The organism is Agromyces sp. Y575 (assembly GCF_059445445.1).
In genome coordinates this window covers 1053248-1074930 of the sequence record NZ_JCAIUI010000001.1, presented here as the reverse complement: position 1 = coordinate 1074930, position 21683 = coordinate 1053248, and the positions used below count along the sequence as shown (strand labels likewise).

At 66.9% G+C, this 21683-nt stretch carries 21 protein-coding genes; 10 read left to right on the top strand and 11 right to left on the bottom strand.

Annotated elements, in window-relative coordinates; genetic code table 11:
- Nucleotides 1-210: 210 nt before the first annotated feature.
- Entirely contained in the window at nt 211-1776 is a 1566-nt protein-coding gene (locus AC1C2U_RS05110; RefSeq protein ID WP_495360617.1) for an ABC transporter substrate-binding protein, read from the top strand.
- Nucleotides 1777-1882: 106 nt separating this feature from the next.
- Here the strand turns inward: AC1C2U_RS05110 and AC1C2U_RS05105 are convergent, their stop codons facing one another.
- Nucleotides 1883-2773 (bottom strand): serine hydrolase, encoded by an 891-nt coding sequence (locus tag AC1C2U_RS05105; protein WP_495360616.1) that lies wholly within the window; start codon nt 2771-2773, stop codon nt 1883-1885.
- 465 nt (nt 2774-3238) lie between these two features.
- Here AC1C2U_RS05105 and AC1C2U_RS05100 point away from each other — a divergent pair, with 465 nt between their 5' ends.
- The 5 genes from AC1C2U_RS05100 (at nt 3239) to AC1C2U_RS05080 (ending at nt 8880) form a co-directional block, all read left to right on the top strand.
- A complete protein-coding gene (locus AC1C2U_RS05100) occupies nt 3239-4816 on the top strand; it encodes an ABC transporter substrate-binding protein (RefSeq protein WP_495360615.1) in 1578 nt (525 codons plus the stop codon).
- Nucleotides 4817-5349: 533 nt separating this feature from the next.
- The gene (locus tag AC1C2U_RS05095) at nt 5350-6420 is read left to right on the top strand and encodes an ABC transporter permease (protein ID WP_495360614.1); all 1071 of its coding nucleotides are present in this window, start codon (nt 5350-5352) and stop codon (nt 6418-6420) included.
- Nucleotides 6417-7316, top strand: coding sequence for an ABC transporter permease (locus AC1C2U_RS05090; protein WP_495360613.1), 900 nt, complete (start codon nt 6417-6419; stop codon nt 7314-7316). The genes AC1C2U_RS05095 and AC1C2U_RS05090 overlap by 4 nt, the downstream gene beginning before the upstream one ends.
- Nucleotides 7313-8092, top strand: coding sequence for an ABC transporter ATP-binding protein (locus AC1C2U_RS05085; RefSeq protein ID WP_495360612.1), 780 nt, complete (start codon nt 7313-7315; stop codon nt 8090-8092). Before AC1C2U_RS05090 ends, AC1C2U_RS05085 begins: the two co-directional genes overlap by 4 nt.
- The gene (locus AC1C2U_RS05080; protein ID WP_495360611.1) at nt 8089-8880 is read left to right on the top strand and encodes an ABC transporter ATP-binding protein; all 792 of its coding nucleotides are present in this window, start codon (nt 8089-8091) and stop codon (nt 8878-8880) included. Before AC1C2U_RS05085 ends, AC1C2U_RS05080 begins: the two co-directional genes overlap by 4 nt.
- 86 nt (nt 8881-8966) lie before the next feature.
- Here AC1C2U_RS05080 and AC1C2U_RS05075 read toward each other — a convergent pair whose 3' ends face one another.
- The 5 genes from AC1C2U_RS05075 to AC1C2U_RS05055 form a co-directional block, all read right to left on the bottom strand.
- Entirely contained in the window at nt 8967-9254 is a 288-nt protein-coding gene (locus tag AC1C2U_RS05075) for a hypothetical protein (protein ID WP_495360610.1), read from the bottom strand.
- 139 nt (nt 9255-9393) lie between these two features.
- Complete coding sequence (locus AC1C2U_RS05070; protein ID WP_495360609.1) at nt 9394-10323, bottom strand: hypothetical protein; 930 nt, start codon at nt 10321-10323, stop codon at nt 9394-9396.
- Nucleotides 10324-10327: 4 nt separating this feature from the next.
- Nucleotides 10328-11539: an Mrp/NBP35 family ATP-binding protein gene (locus AC1C2U_RS05065; protein ID WP_495360608.1), complete on the bottom strand. Its 1212-nt coding sequence runs from the start codon at nt 11537-11539 to the stop codon at nt 10328-10330.
- Nucleotides 11526-12047: a DUF1003 domain-containing protein gene (locus AC1C2U_RS05060; protein WP_495360607.1), complete on the bottom strand. Its 522-nt coding sequence runs from the start codon at nt 12045-12047 to the stop codon at nt 11526-11528. The genes AC1C2U_RS05065 and AC1C2U_RS05060 overlap by 14 nt, the downstream gene beginning before the upstream one ends.
- Nucleotides 12034-13362, bottom strand: coding sequence for a magnesium transporter MgtE N-terminal domain-containing protein (locus AC1C2U_RS05055; RefSeq protein WP_495360606.1), 1329 nt, complete (start codon nt 13360-13362; stop codon nt 12034-12036). Before AC1C2U_RS05055 ends, AC1C2U_RS05060 begins: the two co-directional genes overlap by 14 nt.
- Before the next feature lie 79 nt (nt 13363-13441).
- Here AC1C2U_RS05055 and AC1C2U_RS05050 point away from each other — a divergent pair, with 79 nt between their 5' ends.
- Together AC1C2U_RS05050 and AC1C2U_RS05045 are read left to right on the top strand one after the other, a co-directional pair.
- Entirely contained in the window at nt 13442-14182 is a 741-nt protein-coding gene (locus tag AC1C2U_RS05050; RefSeq protein ID WP_495360605.1) for a YflT domain-containing protein, read from the top strand.
- A gap of 67 nt (nt 14183-14249) precedes the next feature.
- The gene (locus AC1C2U_RS05045; protein ID WP_495360604.1) at nt 14250-14591 is read left to right on the top strand and encodes a TIGR02611 family protein; all 342 of its coding nucleotides are present in this window, start codon (nt 14250-14252) and stop codon (nt 14589-14591) included.
- Between the two features lie 97 nt (nt 14592-14688).
- Here AC1C2U_RS05045 and AC1C2U_RS05040 read toward each other — a convergent pair whose 3' ends face one another.
- Both AC1C2U_RS05040 and AC1C2U_RS05035 read right to left on the bottom strand, forming a co-directional pair.
- The gene (locus tag AC1C2U_RS05040) at nt 14689-16260 is read right to left on the bottom strand and encodes an aminopeptidase P family protein (RefSeq protein WP_495360603.1); all 1572 of its coding nucleotides are present in this window, start codon (nt 16258-16260) and stop codon (nt 14689-14691) included.
- A gap of 103 nt (nt 16261-16363) precedes the next feature.
- Entirely contained in the window at nt 16364-17380 is a 1017-nt protein-coding gene (locus AC1C2U_RS05035; protein ID WP_495360602.1) for an endonuclease/exonuclease/phosphatase family protein, read from the bottom strand.
- Nucleotides 17381-17490: 110 nt separating this feature from the next.
- On the opposite strand from AC1C2U_RS05035, the gene AC1C2U_RS05030 reads away from it, so the two are divergent.
- On the top strand, nt 17491-18363 hold the full coding sequence (locus AC1C2U_RS05030) for a PHP domain-containing protein (protein ID WP_495360601.1): 873 nt from the start codon (nt 17491-17493) through the stop codon (nt 18361-18363).
- Between the two features lie 208 nt (nt 18364-18571).
- On the opposite strand, the gene AC1C2U_RS05025 is transcribed toward AC1C2U_RS05030, so the two are convergent.
- Nucleotides 18572-20107, bottom strand: coding sequence for a DEAD/DEAH box helicase (locus AC1C2U_RS05025; protein WP_495360600.1), 1536 nt, complete (start codon nt 20105-20107; stop codon nt 18572-18574).
- A gap of 270 nt (nt 20108-20377) precedes the next feature.
- Between AC1C2U_RS05025 and AC1C2U_RS05020 the strand changes: the two genes are divergently transcribed.
- On the top strand, nt 20378-21091 hold the full coding sequence (locus AC1C2U_RS05020) for a ferritin-like fold-containing protein (RefSeq protein WP_495360599.1): 714 nt from the start codon (nt 20378-20380) through the stop codon (nt 21089-21091).
- 22 nt (nt 21092-21113) lie between these two features.
- Here the strand turns inward: AC1C2U_RS05020 and AC1C2U_RS05015 are convergent, their stop codons facing one another.
- Both AC1C2U_RS05015 and AC1C2U_RS05010 read right to left on the bottom strand, forming a co-directional pair.
- Nucleotides 21114-21419 carry a hypothetical protein gene (locus AC1C2U_RS05015; RefSeq protein ID WP_495360598.1) on the bottom strand — a complete coding sequence of 102 codons (306 nt, stop codon included), beginning with the start codon at nt 21417-21419 and terminating at the stop codon, nt 21114-21116.
- A 1-nt stretch (nt 21420) separates the two neighbouring features.
- The gene (locus AC1C2U_RS05010; RefSeq protein ID WP_495353491.1) at nt 21421-21645 is read right to left on the bottom strand and encodes a DUF3107 domain-containing protein; all 225 of its coding nucleotides are present in this window, start codon (nt 21643-21645) and stop codon (nt 21421-21423) included.
- Between the last annotated feature and the right edge of the window lie 38 nt (nt 21646-21683).

The window sequence follows — 21683 nt, the reverse complement described above, 5'->3', positions numbered from 1 at the left end:
GCTCACGGTGAGGGGACGCAAAGTTGCGTAGCGTAACGAGAGTAAGGTTCGAATGCGAAAGCTCATATTCTACTGCCACGGGAGTTTCACGTGATGATGATACGAGACGTATCCTTTGAGAAAGTTTCTCAGATTTCATTGAAATGCAGAGCGCGGACGGATAGCGTAAGGGCTGATTTGCTCAGGTAACGAAGGAAGAATAGGTCAGCAATGAAGCGAACTCCCCGAGTGCTCATGTCGGTCCTTGCGGCGACGGGACTTGCGGTCACGATGGTGGCATGCGCCGGTGGCGGCGAAAATGGTGGTGAGGGCGGCGGCGAAACGCTGGTCGTCGAGACGAACTTCAGCCTGCAATCCATCGACCCGGCTCGTCAGTTCGAGTTCACCGGAATCACGATCGACAAGGCGATCTATCAGACCGCACTGAAATTCATCGATGGCGATCTCTCGGAGCCGAGTGACGGCCTCTGCTCGTACGAGATATCGGATGACAACCTTGTCACGACACTGCACTGCGATGACATCGATGCGACGTTCTCGAACGGCGACCCGGTGACGGTGGACGACATCGTCTTCTCATACCAGCGGTTGCAGGGCGTCAACGGAAATCCCTCGTTCTATCTCGACGGGGTCACCGTCGAGAAGGTCGACGACGGCACGATCGCGCTGACCAGCGAGATTCCGAATCCGGCTCTCCCGTTCATCCTTCCGAACCCGAACCTCGGTGTGGTCAGCGCGAAAGAGGTGCAGGCCAATGGGGGGAGCACCGACGCCTCCGACGACGCCGAGCAGTTCCTCAACAACAACTCGCAAGGGTCTGGACCGTACAAGGTCGAGAGCTACGACGCCGAGAACAGTGTCGTGCTCGCGTACAACGAGCACTACACGGGCCCCGAGCCGGCGTATAAGCGCGTCGTGATCAACAACGTCACCGCCGACACCCAGCTCACCGACATCCAGTCGGGGCAGGCCCATGTCGTGCTCGATCTGAGTCCCGATCAGGTGGCGAACCTTCCCGAGGGAGCCGCCCAGATCGCCTCGCTCCCCTCGACGAAGAGCATCTACATCGCAGCCAACGACAACCCCGATGTCGGCGGCATCACTGCGAACGAGGATTTCCGTGCCGCGGTTCGCTACGCGATCGACTACGACAAGATCCTCGAATTCTCGGGTGAGGGTGCGCAGCGGATGGCGAGCGTGATCCCGAATGAGTTCCTCGGTGCCCGCCCCGCAAGCGAAGCGCCCGAGCGTGACCTTGAGAAGGCGAAGGCGCTGCTCGAGCAGGCGGGATACACCGGCGAAGTCGTGCCCTTCAGCTATGCGACCGACAAGAGCGTCAACGGCGTGAACCTGGCCCTGATCGCGGAATCGCTCCAGGCGCAGCTCAAGGAAGCCGGCATCAACCTCGAATTGAACCCGTCGCCCTCCGCTACGACCCTCGAGCGAGCGCGTGCGGGAAAACAGGAGATGGGCATCGGCAACTGGGGCGCCGACTTCCCGGACCCCACGAACTACCTGGTCTTCGCGCCGGGCGGATCATCTGCCGAAAACGCAGGCTGGGTCACCGATGACGCCGTGACCGCTCTCTTCACCGAGGCCGCAGCGGCTTCAGGAGATGCACGCGGTGCCGCGTACGAAACCGCGTTCGCCGCGGCCACCGAGGCCGGACCGTTCATTCCGCTCGTCCAGCCCGTGCAGACCGTCGTGTTCAGCAATGACATCACCGAGTACGTGTCGAACGCTGACGTGCCGTTCGACTTCGCGCTCGCGAAGTAGGTCGAACCTCGCGTACGCATGAGACCCCCGGTCCGAAGGAATTCGCTTCGGTTCGGGGGTCTCCTGTGTGGTGAATGCGCGCGGGCCTCGCAAGCCGCGGTCGAACTCAGCCGTGCGCCTCCTCGAGCAGGGCATTCGTGATCGCGGTGATCACCGTGGCACCCTGCGGTACGGTATAGCCCCGGGTGCACACGGCCAAACACAGCGTCTCGCCTTCGCGTTCGATGAACGCGAAGTCGTGCTTGATGCCGTCAACGCTGCCGCCCTTGCCGCCCGTGTAGATCGTCTCGCCACGGCGGTCGGCCTGCGACAGTGCGACAGCGCTGATGACCGGCCCCTCACGATCGTGCAGCAGCTGCATCGCGTACGCCGTCCATTCCTCATCGAGGAGATCTCCACGCACGAGGGCGGCCATGAGACGGGTCAGCCCGATCGCCGACACCGTGTTCGTATACCCGGCGGCCTCGGCGGCCTCATCGGCATATGGGCGGCCGAGCCCGCACTCTGGAGCACCCGCGGCCTGGAACACCGCAGCGATCCGTTCGGGGCCGAGCTCTTCGAAGCAGATATTCGTCGCGCAGTTCGCGCTGACGGTGGTCATCCGGTTGAGCACCCGGGCGCGCGAGACGGTGTCCCCGGGCTCACCGAGGCCGGCGTCGTAGTAGCCGTCGACCATGGTAAAGTGGTCCGCCCCGGGAATGAGGCTCGCGAACTCTCGTGTGACGGTCTTCTCGTCATCGAGGCTCCACCGGCCGTGCTGGATCTCGAGCAGCTCGGCGATGAGCACACCGACCTTGACGGTCGAGGCCGAGTAGTAGATCCGTTCGGCATCGTAGAGGCGCAGGGGCGTTCCGTCGCTCTTGATGAGCGCGTACGAGATCATCGGCACCCCGTCCGACTGCTCGGCGAGCACACCGCCGTGCACGGGATCGAGCGGCAGATCGTAGGTTTCGGTGGGTTCGGCACTCACCGTGTCTTCGTCGTCCGTAGCTTCCATCGTTTCCTCCCGTGGTCGGCGCCGAAGCACTGTCACGCGGCTGTCGCGCGCAAGAGTGACAAGTTACGTCACGTAAAGACTATTGATTCTTCATGAACTGGGGTCGACAGCTTCGATGCAGTGTATGCCGATTTCGTGACGCCGCCGATGCAGCGGGTCGGTGTTACGCGACGCATGGTGGGAATGAAGGTGCGCAAGAGCGGAAGCGAGCACCAGAATGTCTTGCTCCGAGGGTCAACGATCCTGTGACTCGTACAAGTTCCGTGCCGCAACCCCGAATTGCCACGTGCTAGATTGCTGAAAATTCACGGTGGAGACAGGCAGCGAGCCGTTCCGTGATACGAATCAGATTTCGTGGTGATGACCGAAGAGTTACGTCTTCGGAAAGCGTCAAGTCCAGGGAAATGTCGGACCACGCGGTGACGTTCGATCCGACGTCACGGCAGCAGAGAAAGAGAACACCCGATGAAGCGAATTCCGAAAGTATTGGTCTCGGTCGCCGTGACCGCGGGGCTCGCGGCCTCAATGGTCGCGTGCAGCGGCGAGGGAGGCAACTCCGGCGGCAATGATGCGAGCGGCACCATCGTCGGTGAAACGACCTTCGACTTGATGACGATTGATCCTGCGCGTCAGTTCGAGTTCACCGGCTCCATTCTCGACAACGAGCTGTACGAGACGGCGCTGGTGTTTCCCGATGGTGATCTGACGAACCCGAGCGACGGACTGTGCTCGTACGAGATCTCAGACGACAGCACGGTGACCACGCTGCACTGCGACGATATGGATTCGAAGTTCTCCAATGGTGACCCGGTGACGGTGGACGACATCGTGTTCTCCTACCAGCGCCTCCAAGGGGTGCAGGGAAACCCCGCGTTCTACCTTGACGGTGTGACCGTGGCGAAGGCCGACGACAACACTGTGACGCTGACGAGCGAGACTCCGAACCCGGCGATCCCGTTCATTCTGCCGAACTCGAACATGGGCATTTTGAACTCGAAGGTGGTCAAGGAGAATGGCGGCACCATCGACGAATCCGACGAGGCCGAGCAGTTCTTGAACACCGATTCGCAGGGGTCGGGGCCGTACAAGGTGGAGAGCTACGACGCGAACAGCCAGGTCGTGCTCACCTACAACGAGCACTACACCGGACCCGTACCCGCGTTCAAGCGCGTTGTGCTCAAGAACGTCGCCAAGGACACGCAGCTGTCGGATGTGCAGTCGGGGCAGGCGAACGTGGTCTTCGATCTGAGCCGGGATCAGCTCTCGAGCATCGCCGACAGCGATGCTCAAGTGTCGTCGCAGCCGTCGACGAAGAGCATCTATCTCTTCTCGAACGATAACCCCGAGGTGAACGAGTTCACCTCGAACGAGGACTTCCGCGACGCGATTCGGTACTCGATCGATTACGACAAGGTGCTCGAATTGGCGGGTGAGGGGTCGCAGCGGCTCGCGAGCATCGTGCCGAACGAGTTCCTCGGCAAGGTGCCCGCCGACGAAGCGCCGGCGCGTGACCTCGAGAAGGCGAAGGCGGCGCTCGCGAAGACCGACTACACCGGCGAGCCGATTCCGTTCCACTACGCCAGTGACCAGAGCATCAACGGCGTGAATGTCGCGCTCCTTGCCGAATCGCTGCAGGCGCAGCTGAAGGATGCGGGTATCGTGCTCGAGCTCATGCCGGCACCGGGTGCGACGCAACTCGACGGCTACCGTTCAGGCACGCAGCCGATGGGCATCGGAAACTGGGGAGCGGACTTCCCGGATCCCACCAATTACCTGGTATTCACCCCCGCGGGTGAGGGTGTGGCTCAGCGCGCGGGCTGGCTGCCCGAAGCCTCGCCGACGCTGACTCCGCTCATTGAAGCGGCCGCGAAGACCTCGGGGGCTGACCGTGGACCCGCCTACGAGGAACTGTACCGCGAGGCCACACGGGTCGGCCCGTTCATCCCGCTGGTTCAGCCCGTTGCGACCGTCGTGGTGAGCAAGAACATCACCGACTTCGTGTCGAATGCCGATGTGAGCTTCGAGTTCGCACTCGCGAAGTAGCGGTGGTCGCAACGGAGGCCCGCCCCGTTCGGGGAGCCCTGTAGGCGCGCCGGGGCGGGGAATGCTCGGGGGTTCCCCGGCCCCTTGGCGCACCCGTCGCGCCGAGCGGTTTTCCGGGGGTGAATCTCGCTGACGGGAGCCGCGGGATCCGGGTGATCCGGCTCGTCGCACCCCTGCCCGCACCTTGCTTTGCGTATCGTATACGCCTCGAGACTTCCGGTAGTCTCCCTGTATTACGCGCATGCTTCGCGCAAAGGTGAGAGGATATGATTCCAATAACCCCGAACCCTTTTGCGAGTTTCGTTGAACTGAGACCCGCTGATGGATAGGGTGAAGAACGCCTCTCTTTCGAACGTTGAAAGAGAAGGAAGCCGCAATGGAGCGAACCCCGCGCCCGGTCACCCCACCGTCAGCGATACCTCGCACTGTCGTTTCGGCGCCGTGCCTCTCTGTTGGCATTTCCATCACTCGGCGCGAATCCAACACCGAATCCGTGTTCGAATCGCGCGCGCTGCATAAGGAGCCGATATCGCGTGACTGCGATCGATACTGGTGTGCAGCAGCGGATCAAGCCGCCCAAGCTTCATCCGCTGCTGAGATACATCCTCATACGCCTGGGCATCAGCGTGCTGCTGATCTGGGGTGTCACTGTCGTGACATTCCTGCTCACCAATCTCGTGCCCGCCGATCCGGTGCAGGCGATCCTCGGTGACCGCGCGTCTGCCGACCCCGCGATCGTGGAGCAGACTCGGAGAGAGCTCGGCCTTGATCAGCCGCTCATCGTGCAGTACTGGACCTATCTCACCAATCTGCTGCACGGAAACCTCGGCGTCTCGAACCAGACCCGCGTGCCGGTGCTCGAGTCGATCGGCAAGGTCCTTCCCGCTTCGTTGGAGCTCGGCCTCGGCGCGATCCTCATCGCGGTCGTCTTCGGTCTGCTGCTCGGTCTGCTCGCCGCGCTGAAGTACAACACGGTGATCGACCACATCATCCGCGGGGTCAGCCTGATCGGCATCTCAGCGCCGACCTTCTGGGTGGCGACGATCAGCTACTACTTCCTGTCGTTCAGGCTCGGCGTGGTGAGCGGTGCCGGCCGGCTCGACCCGTGGATGACCCCGCCACCGACTGTCACGGGCCTGTATACGGTCGACGCGCTGGTCGCGGGCGATACCGCCGTGTTCGGCAACGCACTGTCCCACCTGCTGCTGCCCTCGTGCGTGCTGGCACTGTTCACCGTCGGATTGCTCGCGCGCTTCAGTCGCTCGAGCGTGCTCGACGTCATGAATCTGGACTACGTCACCGCAGGCCGCGCGAAGGGGCTCCCTGCGCACAGGATCATCTCCACGTACATCTTCCGTGGCGCCATGGTTCCGATCATCACGGTCGTCGGGCTTGCCTTCGGCTCCCTCTTGTCGGGAGCCGTACTCACCGAGACGGTGTTCGCCTGGGGTGGCCTCGGCCAGTTCGCCTTCCGCGGCGCAACGGCTCTCGACCTTCCCGTGATCATGGGGGTCGGCCTGGTCATCGGCATCATCTATATCGGCATGAACCTCCTCGTCGATGTGATCTATGGTCTGATCGACCCGAGAGTGAGAGTCAAATGACAACTCCAAGTGCCACCGTGGCCATCTCGCTCGGCGTCAAGCGTTGGCGTTGGGGGCTCCGTTTCCCGAAGTCGTTGCGCACTCCGCTCGGCATCGCGGGGGTGATCGTCCTCGCCTTCTGGCTGCTGGTCGTGATCTTCGCACCGCTCATCGCTCCGCAGGATCCCCTCGCGCAGATCTTCCCCCGACTCACCGCTCCCGGCGTCGACACGGTGCTCGGAAGCGACAGCCTCGGGCGCGACGTGCTCTCGCGCGTCATCATGGCTGCCCGCACAACGCTTCCCGCAGCACTCTTCGTGGTCGCATGCTCCGCGATCGTGGGCTCCGTGCTCGGTGCGATCGCGGGCTACTTCGGCAAGGTCGTCGACGAGGTCATCATGCGCATCGCCGACCTCTTCTTCGCGTTCCCGACCATCATTTTCGCGATGGTGATCGCGGCGGCACTCGGCCCCGGGCTCAAGAACGCCATCATCGCGATCCTCATCGTGTCGTGGCCGGGCTACGCGCGTACCACGCGCGCACTCGTCATCACCGCACGCAACAGCGAGTACGTGGTCGCGGGGCGTCTGCTGGGCTTCAGCCCCTGGCGATCGCTCATCCGCGACATCTTGCCGAACGTCGCCTCGCCCGTCGTCGTGCTCGCCACCCTCGGCGTCGGCGACGCGATCCTGTCGATGGCGGGGCTGTCGTTCCTGGCGCTCGGAGTCGTGCCGCCCGATCCCGACTGGGGCGCGATGATCAGTGAGGGCGTGTCCCAGTTCAACGCCTGGTGGATCGCACTGTTCCCGGGCATCTGCGTGCTCTCCGTCGTCATGGCGTTCAATTTCATCGGCGACAGCCTGCGTGATGCGCTTGATCCACGCACGGCGAAACAGATCGAGGGGGCCAACGTATGAGTGTCGTCGCGGTACGCGAACTCAACCTCACCGTCGGTTCGAACCACATTCTGCGGGACGTATCGTTCCCCCTCGAGGCCGGCACCATCACCGGCGTCGCGGGCGCTTCCGGATCGGGGAAGACCCAGACAGGCATGGCTATCATGGGCCTCTCGCCAGATGGAGCAGAGCTCTCGGGCAGCATCGACTTCGACGGCACGGAGCTCGTCGGCATGCCGTCAAAGAAGCACAACGCGCTTCGGGGCGTGCAGCTCGCGATGGTGTTTCAAGATCCGGCCTCGGCGTTTCACCCGATGCTCTCGGTCGGCCAGCAGCTCACCGATCATCTGCGCCACCACCGAAAGATCGGCAAGAAGGCGGCGATGGCGCGCGCGATCGAGATGCTCGACCGGACGAAGGTTCCGAACCCCGAGGAGGCGGTGAAGAAGTATCCGCATCAGTTCTCCGGTGGACAGCTGCAGCGCATCGCATTCGCCTCGGCGGTGATCTGCGATCCGCGTGTGCTCATCGCCGACGAGCCGACGACGGCGCTCGACGTCACGGTGCAAGCGGGCATTCTGCGCCTGCTGCGCGACCTCTGCGACGAGCTCAATCTCGCGGTGCTGCTCGTCACGCACGACTTCGGGGTGCTGTCCTCCGTCGCCGACACGATCGTCGTCATGAAGAACGGCGTGGTCGTCGAGATGGGCGACCGGGAATCGGTGATCACCGCGCCGCAGCACGAATACACACGTTCACTCATCGAGTCCCTGCCGGGAACGGAGGTCCTCCAGTGAGCTCGAATGATGCTCTGCTGACACTCGACAGCGTCGGGTGCGAATACAAACTCAACGGTGGCGGGCGCTTCCGGGCCGTGAATGGTGTCTCCCTCGAACTCGGTGAATCCGAGGTGCTCGGGCTCGTGGGAGAGTCGGGGTGCGGCAAATCCACGCTCGCGAAGCTCATCTGCGGTCTCGAGAAGACCTCGCAGGGATCGATCACGTTCCAGGGCAACGATGTGCGCCCACTCGGGCTTCGCACCCGCCCGAAGAGCGACACGGGTATCCAGATGGTGTTCCAGAACCCATACGCGTCCCTGAATCCCCGCCGCAAGATCGGCGCCCAGATCGAGGATGCGCTCGCGCTCGATTCCGCGCATCGTTGGACGGTGGACGCCCTGCTCGACGCAGTCGATCTTCCCGCCAACGCGGCCGATCGTTACCCGCATGCCTTCTCCGGCGGGCAGCGGCAGCGGGTTGCGATCGCTCGCGCGCTCGCAGCCGGGCCGAAGGTGCTCATCGGTGATGAGCCGATCGCTTCGCTCGATGCCTTCTTGCAGTCGCGCATCGCGAAGATGATGCGCGACCTCGCGATCGAGGCGGGAGCATCGATGATCTTCATCAGCCATGATCTCTCGGTGGTGCGTGAGATCGCCGATCGCGTCGCGGTCATGGAGGCTGGGCGGATCGTCGAGACCGGGCCGACCGCGCAGATCTGGAACGAGCCGTCGCATCCGTACACCCAGCGTCTCCTCGCGGCCATTCCGCGCGTCGACGGCAAGGGCGTCATTCCCGGCGGCATGTAGCGCAGACGGCTCTGACACCGCACACCGAAATTCAAACGGGTGCAGAACAGTAGCTGGTCTGCTTTTTCAGCTGTGCAGACGAGCCGTCAGCTCGTGCGGATCCTGCCGTAGGCATCGACCGTGATGACAACGGTCTGCACCTTGCGGTTGAGTGCGCGGTAAATCACGTAAATCAGCCAGAGGCCGCCGGTGAGCAGCACGAGGATGAGGTTCCAGAACCAACCGATGCGCTTGTTCTTGGAGACCACGGCCTGGCCTGCGGCGACGGACTGGACCGTCCAACCGCGCTGCGCGTACTTCGCCACCTCCGCATTGAGCAATTGGGCGCGCGACTCGTCGGACAGCGCTGCTGGGGACGGATTCGGGGTGCTCATGCCCGAACTTTACCGGCGTTCGACCGGGTGCGCCACAGGCGTCACAAGGGTGGCAGAGTGGTGGCCGAGGCATGGCACGTGACGACGATTCTCATTTCGGGCCAACCACCCCAGAGTCTCGCCGCGCGGCGAGGCGGCCTCACTCGAGCCCGCAGCGCTCGCCGTAGTAGGCGTAGAGCTCGGCCTTCAGGGTGTCGCCCGACGAACGATCGAGTCGACCCTCGCGTCCATCGCTCGCGCGGATCTCGAACGGCAGGATCGTGCCGCGCTTGTCGTCGGCGATCGCATGGGCGTCGCATCGAGCCGGACGCACCGGCAACGAGATCGTGAAGGGTTCGCCGCCGGTCGTCACCTCGGCGCCGACGGGCCAGTCGACGCCGCCCTCGGCGTTCAGCAGGGTCGTGCCGTACACGCGGTCGATGACGAACGATCCGGCGCCGGCGCCGGCGCCGGCGTCGTCGTCGTCGTGAGCCTGAACGGATGCCGCTGGCACGACGACCACGTCGATGAACCCACGTCGCTCGGTGCCGCTGCCGGTCGAACGGAGATGCTCGGGCATCTCGATCGCCGCAACGGCGTCGACCGACTCGGCGAGACAACTGCTGTTGTTCACCCGGGCGATCGTGCCGAACGGATCGTCGGCGATGAGTTCGCCAGAGGCGAGGCCCGATTCCGTCGAGACGTCGAGCTGCACCGCAGCGACCGCCTTCGCGGCGGTCTCGCCCCGGGAATCGCACTCGCTCTGCGAGAGATCCACGCGAACCTGCAGCGCACCACCTGCTGCCACATCGAACGGCTCGTCGAGCACCATCCCGGGCGCGAGCGTCGGCGACGTGACCTCGAGGTGCTCGACCGTGACGGGCCCGTCGCCCTCGTTCGCCACGCGAACGACGAGCTGGTTCGCCTCGATGTCGAGGCGGCCCTGCTGGATGCTCGCCGAGAGCCCGTCGGGCAGGGTCGACGGTGGCGTCGGCTGCGGGGCGCACGCCCCGAGTCCGAGCGTGACCGTGCCGACGGCCGCGATGGCGAAGAGGATCGCGGGCCGGCGGGTCACGCGGGCGCGCGGCATCCAGTCACCGGACCGTGACGTCGAGTCGTCGGCCGCCGAGTGAGCGGGGGAGGGCCGCGAGCTGCGCGGCGACCTGTTCGATCGCGCGCGCGGCCGGGTCGTCGGGCTCGGCGAGCACGATCGGCAGCCCGTCGTCGCCGCCGCGCCGCAGCGCTACACTGAGCGGCACGCTCGCGAGGAGCGGTACCGGGGCGGGCTGGCCCGCCGAGAGGCGTTCGGCGACGATCGCGCCGCCACCGGCGCCGAAGAGGTCGAACACCTCGCCGTCGGGCTGCGCGAAGCCGGCCATGTTCTCGACGACGCCGACGATCTTCTGGCCGGTCTGACGCGCGACGACGCCCGAACGCTCGGCGACGTCAGCAGCAGCGGGCTGCGGCGTGGTCACGACGACGACCTCGGCGTTCGGCAACAACTGCCCGAGCGAGATCGCAACGTCGCCCGTGCCGGGCGGCAGGTCGACGAGCAGCACGTCGAGATCGCCGAAGTACACGTCGGTGAGGAACTGGGAGAGGGTTCGGTGCAGCATCGGCCCCCGCCAGGCGACGGCGACGGATGACGCGCGCCCGCCCTCTTCGGAGGGTTCGACGAACATGCCGATCGAGATGACCTTCACGCCGTGCGCGACAGGTGGCAGGATCATCTCGTCGACGCGCGTCGGTCGCGCCGCGAGTCCGGATGCGTCGACGAGGCCGAGCAGCCCGGGGATCGAGAAGCCGTGCACGTCGGCGTCGACGAGGCCGACCGAGAGTCCGCGTGCCGCGAGGGCGACTGCGAGGTTCGCGGTGATCGTGGACTTGCCGACGCCGCCCTTGCCGCTCGTGACTGCGATCACACGGGTGAGGCTGCCGGGGCCGAAGGGATTGCCTCGGGCGGCACGCCCGCCGCGGAGTCGCTCGGTGAGGGCGGCGCGCTGCTCGGGCGTCATCACCGAGAGCACGACGTCGGCGTTGCCCGCTCCGGCAACGGACTCGGCCGCTTCACGCACGTCGCGCTCGATGCGCTCGGATGCGGGGCATCCGACGATCGTCAATCTGATGCCGACCTCGACGCGACCGTCGTCGCCGACGACGACTCGATCGACCATGTCGAGCTCGGTGACAGGCTTGCGGATCTCGGGGTCGATCACGCCCGTGAGCGCGGCGCGCACCGCGGCCTCGAGCGTCGCCGCGTCGGGCGCTCCGGGCGCTCCGGGTGCCCCGGCGTCAGCGTGCTGCATGCTCCGCGTCCTCCTCGTCGCGCCGGTCGAGCTCTTCGAGGATCGCGCGAAGCTCGGCGCGGATGAACTCCTTCGACGCGAGGTCTTTCACGGCCAGGCGGAGCGCGACGACCTCGCGGGCGAGGTACTCGGTGTCGGCGAGGTTTCGCTCGGCGCGCTGGCGGTCCTGCTCGATCTGCACGCGGTCGCGGTCGTCTTGACGGTTCTGCGCGAGCAGGATGAGCGGGGCGGCGTAGGACGCCTGCAGCGAGAGCACGAGCGTGAGCGCCGTGAAGCCGATCGCGAACGAGTCGAAGCGCAGCTCTTCGGGGGCGAAGGTGTTCCACGCCATCCAGCCGATCGCGAACACCGACAGACCGAGAAGGAACCCGGGGGTGCCCATGCCGCGCGCGACCCATTCGGTGAAGCGACCGAACCGGTCGTTGTCACCCGAACCACGGAAGGACGGGGAACGGCGAATGCCCTTCGGGGTCTCGAATCGCCGGTCGTCGGCGTCAGCGCGTGCCATCTCCTGCCCTCCTTCCGTGTGGGACGGGGATGCTCCCCGTCGTCAGCTGGGCCCGCGCTGCTGCGCGGCGGCCCACCTCGGCATCTTCGGGATGACTTCGCCAGTCATCGGGCAGGAGGTAGTCGAGCACGTCGTCAATCGTCACCACCCCGACGAGACGGTGCTTCTCGTCGACGACTGGCACCGAGACGAGGTCGTAGCTCGCGAGGATGCGGCTCACCTCGGCGGCGGAGGTGTCGGCGCGAACGGGCTCGAGGCCCTGGTCGATGAGCGTGCCGAGACGTTCGTGCGGGGGATAGCGGAGCATCCGCTGGAAGTGCACGAAGCCGAGGAAGCGGCCAGTGGGCGGCTCGTAGGGCGGCAGGGTGACGCAGACCGCCGCACCCAGCGCGGGGGGCAGGTCGTGGCGGCGGATGAGCGCGAGCCCCTCGGCGACGGTCGCGTCGGCCGAGACGATGATCGGCTCGGTCGTCATGAGACCGCCGGCGGTGTCTGGCCCGTAGGAGAGGAGGAAGCGCACGTCTTCGGCCTCTTCGGGCTCCATGAGCTCGAGGAGGTGCTCGCCGCGCTCTTCGGGCAGCTGGGCGATGAGGTCGGCCGCGTCGTCGGGCTGCATGTGGTCGAGCACGTCGGCTGCCCGGTCATCGCCGAGACCGGCGAGGATCACGACCTGGTCTGACTCGGGCATCTCTTCGAGCACGTCGGCGAGCCGATCGTCGGAGAGCTCCTCAGCGACCTCCTGGCGTCGCTGCGCTGGAAGGTCGAGCAGCGTGCTCGCGAGATCGGCGGGCTTCAGCTCGGAGTAGCTCGCGATGAGATGCTCGGCCGACTGCGCCTCGCCGCTCGGGTTCACCTCGCGTACCTCGCGCCAGGTGACGTACGCCGACTGGCCCTTCGAGAACGGCGACGCGCCTTTCGGTCGACGCACGAAGAGCTGGTCGACCTCCCACTCACCGGGTTCCTGCTCTTCGATCGCGACATCCTCGACCGTCGCCTCGCCCGAGCCGTCGACGAAAGCGACCTTGCGACCGAGCATCTCTGCGATGACGCGCACCTCGCCGCCGCGCTGCTCGAATCGGCGCAGATTGATGAGGCCCGTGGTGATGATCTGGCCGCCGCCGATCGAAGTGACCCGCCCGATCGAGACGAACACGCGGCGCTTGCCCGGGATCTCGACGATGAGGCCGACCACCCGGGGCGGATCGCTCTTGCGGTACACGACGAGCACGTCGCGCACCTTGCCGACCCGATCGCCGGCGGGGTCGAAGACGGCACACCCGGCGAGTCGGGCGACGAAGACTCTCGTAGCGCTCACGTCTACCAACTTAGTGCCGGATGCCGCGTGCGGTCCGCTTCCCGGCCTGTGGCGCAGGTGGCCGTGGGAGAATGACCGGGTGAGTAATCAATCGCCGTTCGGCGGACGTGTGGGCCGAGCATTCCCGACCCTGCCCAAGGGGGAGACGGTCGCGAGCTTCGAGACCTACGCCGAGGCGCAGGCTGCCGTCGATGCGCTCTCCAAGGCGGAGTTCCCCGTGAAGGAGCTCGCGATCGTCGGCACCGACCTGACGAGCGTCGAACGCATCACCGGCAAGCTCTCCTGGGGGCGGGCCGCAGGCGCCGGCGCGTTGTCGGGAGCGTGGTTCGGCACGTTCCTCGGTCTGCTGTTCTTCATCTTCGCGCCGACCGGCGCCTCGATCGGCATCCTCATCTCGGCGGTGCTCATCGGCGCCGGGTTCGGCATGATCTTCAGCGTCGTCTCCTACTCGCTGAATCGGCGTCGACGCGATTTCACCTCGGTCATGCAGGTGCTCGCGAGCCGGTATGCGATCATCGCCGCGACGGCCCATGTCGAGCGTGCCCGCAGCGTGCTCGGCGTCGACGCGCCGGCACCCGAACGATCGGCGGCGTCGCCGCAGCCGACGTCATCGGCACCCACGTCGCAGCCGATGAGCTACGGCGAGGCGACGGATGCCGCGCGGCGGGCCCAAGTCGATGCGGCTCGTGCCGCGCAGCCGCCCGCCCGACCGCGCTACGGGGAGCTGGCACCGACGGCGGAGAGCGGCGATGAAGCATCCGCTGCGCCCGAGGCTGACACCGACGCTGCCGCATCGGAACCGCCCGCTTCGGAGCGCTGAGCCGCCGCGCGACTGTGGTTCCCGGCCGGGCGGCACATTCCCAGACTCGCGATATATCGTGACCGGCATGGTGACCCAGGCAGAGCTCGACAGCGAGATCGCCGAGGGCGAGCGGAGCGACCGACCGATCAGGCGGATGCTTCGCAGCATCCGTCGACGCATCGAACGCCGCCCTGGCCTGCGCCGCGCCTACCGGGTCGCCGTCGGCGTGCTCGGCGGCGCGATCGCCCTGCTCGGGCTCCTGCTCGTGCCGCTGCCCGGGCCTGGCTGGCTCGTCGTCTTCCTGGGTCTTGCGATCCTCGGTACCGAGTTCGCCTGGGCGAAGCGCCTCGCGGCATTCACGAAGCGCCAGTTGGCCGGCTTCTGGGCGTGGTGGCAGGCACGTCGCGCCGCTCGCACGACGGCCTGAACGAGCGTGCAGTCTCCGCCCGGTCCCGGGCGAAGACTGCACTCCCGAGGCGTGGACGGCACTTTCGCGTACGCCCGCGGTGCAGTCGTTCGGTCGGTCAGACGAGCGTGCCGCGCACCCAGGCCTCGACCTCGTCGGCCGTGCGGGGGATGGCCGATGAGAGGTTCTCGGCGCCGCCCTCGGTGACGAGGATGTCGTCTTCGATGCGCACGCCGATGCCGCGGAACTCCGCGGGCACGGTGAGGTCGTCGGGCTGGAAGTAGAGACCCGGCTCGATCGTGAACACCATGCCGGGCTCGAGCACGCCGTCCATGTACATGTCGCGCCGTGCCTGCGCGCAATCGTGCACGTCGAGACCGAGGTGGTGGCTCGTGCCGTGCACCATGTACCGGCGGTGGAACTGGTTCTCGGGCTCGAGCGACTCTTCAGCCGATACCGGCAGGAACCCCCATTCGGCGGTCTTGCGGGCGATGACCTGCATCGCGGCGGCGTGCACTTCGCGGAAGATCGCACCCGGCTTCACGACCGCGAACGCTGCATCGGCGGCCTCGCGCACCGCTTCGTAGACCTGACGCTGCACAACCGAGAACGTGCCGTTCACGGGGAAGGTGCGGGTGATGTCGGCGGTGTAGTAACTGTCCATCTCGACGCCGGCGTCAAGGAGCACGAGGTCGCCGGGCACCACCGGGCCGTCGTTGCGGGTCCAGTGCAGCACGGTCGCGTGCGGGCCGGCAGCGGCGATCGAGCTATAGCCGACGTCATTGCCGTCGAGTCGAGCGCGGGTGGCGAACACGCCCTCGATGACGCGCTCGCCGCGCACCTCCGCCGTGATGCGGGGCAGTTCCTCGAGCACCTCGGTGAAGCCGCGCTGCGTCGCATCGATCGCGGCGCGCATCTCGGCGACCTCGAACTCGTCTTTCACGAGCCGCAGCTCTGAGAGCATCCGAGCGAGCTCGGCGTCGGGCTCGTGCTCGCCGCCCACCTCGAGCGAGAACGGGGCGTCGGACGCGTTCGTCGACAGCGCCTGCTCGGCGGCGAACCGGATGCGTGCGTGGTCGACCCGCTCGGTGACGGATGCGTCGGCCTCACGCAGCACGAGGGTCGCCGTGTCGACGGAGTCGATCACCCGGTCGAACGCCTCGAGCGCACGCGTCGCGACGGCCAAATCGGCGGCGACGTGCGCAAGCGAGGGACGCGCGCCGATCCAGAACTCGCCGATCGCGGGGTTCGCGTAGAACTCCTCGGAGTCGCGCCCTGCGCGCTCTCGGAAGTACACGGTCGTCTCGTGCCCGTCGGCCGTAGGCTCGAAGACGAGCACCGCGCCGGGCTCGGAGTCGGAGCCCCAGCCCGTGAGGTGAGCGAACGCGGAGTGCGCCCGGAACGGGTAGTCGGTGTCGTTGGCCCGCTGCTTCATGTCGCCGGCGGGAACGATCAGGCGCTGGCCGGTGAATGCCACCGAGACCTTCGCTCGGCGTGCGGCGGCGAAGACCGCCTGCTCACGCGCCGGCGGCAGCGTCTCGTCGCGCTCGGCCCAGCCGCTGCCGATGAAGTTCTTGAAGCCCTCTGAGCCGGGCGTCGTCGAGCGGTTCGCATCGCGCACCGTCTCGTCGTTCGCGGTCGTGGCGGGAGTCGCCGTCTCAGTCGTGGAGGTGTCGCTGGTGTTCGCCATGCCGACCATTCTCGCACTTCGCGAGCCCTGTTCCCTGAGCTTGTCGAAGGGTGCCCAGCGCTTCGACAGGCTCAGCGAGCGGCAGGCTCAGCGAGCGACGATCTCAGCGAGCGACGAGCGTCGAGACGATCGGCCGGTGATCGCTGCCCGCGTCGTCGTAGCCGTCGAGCACCTCGAACGCCTCGACACTCCAGTTCGGGGTCGCCATCACGTGGTCGATAGGGCTGCCGAAGAACGGCGGCACGTCGGTTGGCCAAGTGCCGAGGCCCGCTGCGCCGGCCTCGACCGCGGCATCCGAGCACCGGCCCATGTCGCCGCCGTCGATACCGTGACCGGCGAAGTGATCGACTGTGGCGTTGAAGTCGCCCGCCATGATGACGTTCTCGCCGGCGCACTGCTCGGCGAGCCAGTCGAGGTCGCTGCGCCAGTTGCGCAGTTCCCATCGGATCGGCGCGACGGCGTGAACGGCGACGATGCGGGGTCCGTCGCCGCTCACCGGGTCGGCGACGACGCTCGGCAGGGTGTTCGTGTTGCCGGGCGGGCCGGGAACATCCGCCGAGACGACCTCGTAGTTGCCGAGGTCGGGGCTGATCAGGATGGTCGTCGAGCGCGCCTTCGCGACGTCGTCGTACGCGAGCGTGTGCACCCACATCGGGCTGCCTCCCTCGCGCATCTCGATCGCCACCTCTTCGCCGAGCGGGTCGGTCGTCTCGGGCAGCACGACGATATCGGCGCCGCGCTCGATCGCGAGATCGGCGATCGTCGACGCTTCGAGCACCTCGCCGAGTGTGTTCCACGAGAGCACCGTCACCGTGTCTGGGCCGGACTCGGTGCTCGAACCGCCGAAGCCGCGCGAGACCAGCACCGCGACATTGCCCACGGCGAAGAGCGCGAACACCGTAGCCATGGCGAACGCGAAGACTCGAAGCGGCCGCGCGAGCGCGAGCAGCAGGAACACGACCAGTGCGACGACTCCACCAGCGGCAGCCGTGCCGCGAAGTGCGACGACGTGCGTCGCCACCCACTGGTTCTGCAGGCCGAAGCCCTGCGGCCAGAGGAGGATGAGCGCCACGACGGCGGTGCCGAGCACGATGGCCCAGCCGAGGATGCGGGGGAGCATTCCATCCACCCTAGGCGAGCGCGCATGCTCGGCGCCGGGCAACGCGCTGCCGATCGGCTGGGAGTCCCCGGTGAGACCGGTCACCGACGGGCCACGGATAGCATGGCAGGATGCCAGAAGCCACCGTCGTCGTCGCGGGCGAAGCCGACCTGCACACGCACTCGACGGTCTCCGACGGCACCGAAGCCCCCGCCGTGCTCATGCGGCAGGCGGCTCGCGCCGGCCTCTGGGGCATCGCACTGACCGACCACGATTCGTCCAGCGGCTGGGCAGAAGCGGCGGCCGCCGTGTCCGAGACGGGCGTCGCGTTCATCCCCGGCATGGAGCTCTCGACCCGCGAGGGCTACACGAGCGTGCACATGCTCGCCTACCTCATCGATCCGTTCGACGAGGCTCTGCTGGCCGAGACAGCGCGCATCCGGGAGTCGCGCATGACGCGCGCCGAAGCGATCGTTCGCAGCATCGGGCGTGACTACGCCCTCACCTGGGACGACGTGCTCGCGCAGACAGTCGAGGGCACGACGATCGGCCGTCCGCACATCGCCGACGCACTCGTCGCCCGAGGCCACGTCGCCACCCGCTCCGCGGCGTTCGACGGCATCCTGCATCCGCGCGCGGGCTACGCCCAGCCGCACTACGCGCCCGATCCGCTGACCGCGGTTCGCCTCATCCGCGCCGCCGGCGGCGTGCCCGTGCTCGCACACCCCGGCACGCGCGGCGCTGAGCGGGTGATCCCGCCCGCGCGGCTCGAGCAGCTCGTCGAGGCCGGCCTCTTCGGGCTCGAGATCGACCACCCCGAGAATCGCGACGACGCGAAGCCCCGGCTGCGCGAACTCGCCAAGCGGTTCGGGCTCCGGGTGACGGGCTCCAGCGACTACCACGGCACCGGCAAGCCAAACCGGCTCGGCGAGTGCCGCACGGCCGCTGATGTCGTCGATGAGATCATCGCAGAGGGGCGCGGTTCGGCGCCGGTGCTGCCGTAGCGCCGTGACCACGACCCGCCACGATCCGAGACGATCAGATCGGTCGGCCCGGGTCCACCCGGTCGCTTGTGACCGACGGCGACGGGCGCCCCGCAGACCACGAAGAGCGGATGCCGCGTGGCATCCGCTCTTCGGTTGGTCTTGGAACCGAGTCAGACCCCGTGACCCCGGACGAAGCCGAGCGGGCGCTGAATCGTAGAGCTGCTGCCTACGCCTGCGGAGCAGTGCCGCCCGTGCGAGGCGCGCGACGACGGCGGCGACGCTGCGGAGCCGCGTTGCCGTCGTGGTGCTCGTGACCCTTGCCGTCGTGGGTGCCCGTGCCGGGCTCCTTGACGGCAACGTCGGCCGAGGAGGCCTCGGGCGCAGCGGCCGCGGACTCGGTCGTCGCGGTGGCGTCGCCGGCGGGCTTGCCGCCGCGAGTGCGACTGCGGGTGCGGTTGCGGGGCGCAGTCTCTGCCGCGGCATCGGATCGCTCTGAGCGACCCTCGGATCGACCACCGGAGCGACCCTCGCTGCGACCGGCCGTTGCCGAGCGGGTCGGTGCGGCAACCGCGGAGGCGGGCTTCAATCGACCCTTGGTGCCGGCCGGGATGTCGAGGTCGTGGAAGAGGTGCGGGCTCGACGAGTAGGTCTCGGTGGGCTCGGGCTGGCCGAACTCGAGGGCGCGGTTGATGAGCGCCCACTTGTGCAGGTCGTCCCAGTCGACGAAGGTCACGGCGATGCCGGTCTTGCCTGCTCGGCCGGTGCGGCCCACGCGGTGCAGGTACGCCTTGTCGTCGTCGGGGATGGTGTGGTTGATGACGTGCGTCACGTCGTCGACGTCGATGCCTCGAGCCGCGACATCCGTGGCGATGAGTACGTCTTTCTTGCCGGCCTTGAACGCGGCCATCGCACGCTCTCGCTGGTCTTGGTTCAGGTCGCCGTGCACGGCGGCGGCGTTGAAGCCGCGGTCGTTCAACTCTTCGACGAGCTTGGCCGCTGCACGCTTCGTGCGTGTGAAGATGATCGTCTTGCCGCGGCCCTCGGACTGGAGGATGCGGGCGATCACTTCGTCTTTGTCGAGCGAGTGCGCGCGGTAGACGAGGTGCTTGATGTTCGCCTGGGTGAGGCCCTCATCGGGATCGGTCGCCCGGATGTGGATCGGGCGGGTCATGAACCGGCGCGCGAGCGCGACGATCGGGCCGGGCATCGTGGCGGAGAACAACATCGTGTGCCGGGTCGGCGGTGTCTGGGCGACGAGCTTCTCGATGTCCGCGAGGAAGCCGAGGTCGAGCATCTTGTCGGCCTCGTCGAGCACGAGTTCGCTGACGTTCTTGAGCGAGAGCAGGCGCTGCGAGGCGAGGTCGAGCAGACGCCCGGGGGTGCCCACGACGATCTGCGCGCCGGCTTTGAGCTGTTCGATCTGACCTTCGTACGCCTTGCCGCCGTAGATCGACACGATCTTCGTCGGGCGGTTGGATGTCGCGAGCTCGAGGTCTTCGGTGACCTGCACGCACAGCTCGCGGGTCGGCACGACGACGAGCGCTTGAACGCCGCCCTCGGGGTTGTCGCCGAGGCGCTGGATTATCGGCAGGCCGAACCCGAAGGTCTTGCCCGTGCCGGTCTTGGCCTGGCCGATGATGTCTTGACCGGCGAGGGCGAGGGGGATGGTCTGTTCCTGGATGGGGAAGGCATCGATGATGCCCTTCCCGGCGAGGGCGTCGACGATATCGGACGCGACGCCGAGGTCGGTGAAAGTGGTCAAAAGTCTGCCTGTTCGTGTTGCTCGAGGTGGCGGTCGGAGATGCGCCCTGTTCTCAACCCCAGGCGCACGGCTAGCGGATCCATCGCCCGCATGCACCTTCTACCCTATCCGAGACTGTCTGAGTGCCTCGGATGGGTTGTGAGCGCGGGCTGTCTGCGTGGTCTTCTGGATCTGAGACTGTCTGAGTGCCTCGGATGGGTTGTGAGCGCGGGCTGTCTGCGTGGTCTTCTGGATCCGAGACTGTCTGAGTGCCTCGGATAGGCTGTCTGCGTGGTCCTCTGGTCGAAGCGGCGCATCCCGCGCCCTGAACTGCCGCGGCTGCGCCCGCGGGTCGCGCCGACCGATCTCACACGAGTCGATTTCACCGAACTCGTGCCCGAGCCCGTGCCGTTCCTCGGCCAGGCCGCATACATTCAGCTCGAGTTCTTCGAGAGTCTCGCGAGATCGGTGGCCACGGCGCCGACCCTGCCGTCGAAAGAGGGACTCAGTCGCGCGGCGGGCATCGCGTTGCGCAAGCATCACGCGCTCATCGCCGAGATCCGTCGACTCGACGTGGAGCCCGACGACGTGATGGCGCCGTTCGCGCCCGCGGCCGACCGGTTCCGCCAGGCGAGCGCAGGGGCCGACTGGTACGAGCTGCTGCTCGGCATCCACGTCACGTCGGGAATGCTCGACGACTACTTCTCGCGACTGGCCGAGGGTCTTCCGGCAGACCTCGCTTCGCGAGCGCGCGCGATCCTCGCCGAGGAGGTTTCGGGCGCAGTGCTGCACGAAGAGCTTCGCGTCGCGATCGAGGCCGAACCCGGGTTGGCCGATCGCTTGGCGCTCTGGGGTCGGAGCCTCGTCGGCGACACCCTGCTGATCGCCCGCTCCGCGCTTCGCGCGACGGACTCGGCGGCTCGCGGTTCAGATGTCGAACCGGTCTTCACCGAACTGATCGCTGCGCATACGCGTCGCATGGACGCGCTCGGCCTGACGGCCTGAGCCCGTTCGACTGCGCTGCGCGTCAGGCGCGCACGACGCCCGGGCGGGAGAGACGCTCGAAGAGCGCGGCATCCGCTCGCTCACGTCGCGGGGAGATGAGGTACAGGAACGCCGCGGGCACGAGACCGGCCGCGACGAGCGAGACGACCCAGATCCAGCCGCCGTCCCACGCCCAGCCCAGCCAGGTCAGAGCCACCCATACGACCGCGGCGACCGCCGCTCCGATCGCGGGGCCCACTGCGACGCCGCGGAGGTGCCGCAGCGGCAGCACGAACTGTGCAGCCAGACCGAGGATGGCACCGCCCACGACGACGAAGATGAGTTCCATGTCAGGCGACGAACCCGACGCGACGCGACTCTTCTGAACCGATCTCGACGTAGGCGAGTGCCGCCGCCGGAACCACGTAGAGCGTGCCCTTGTCGTCGGTGAGCTTCAGCAGCGCCGACTGACCCGCGAGAGCGGCGGCGACCGCCTGCTCGACCTCGGCCGATGATTGCGAGGTCTCGAAACCGAGTTCACGGGGGGAGTTCTGAATACCGATGCGAACGTCCACTGTGCGCCTTTCTCCTGTTGCTCAAACACTACGACACC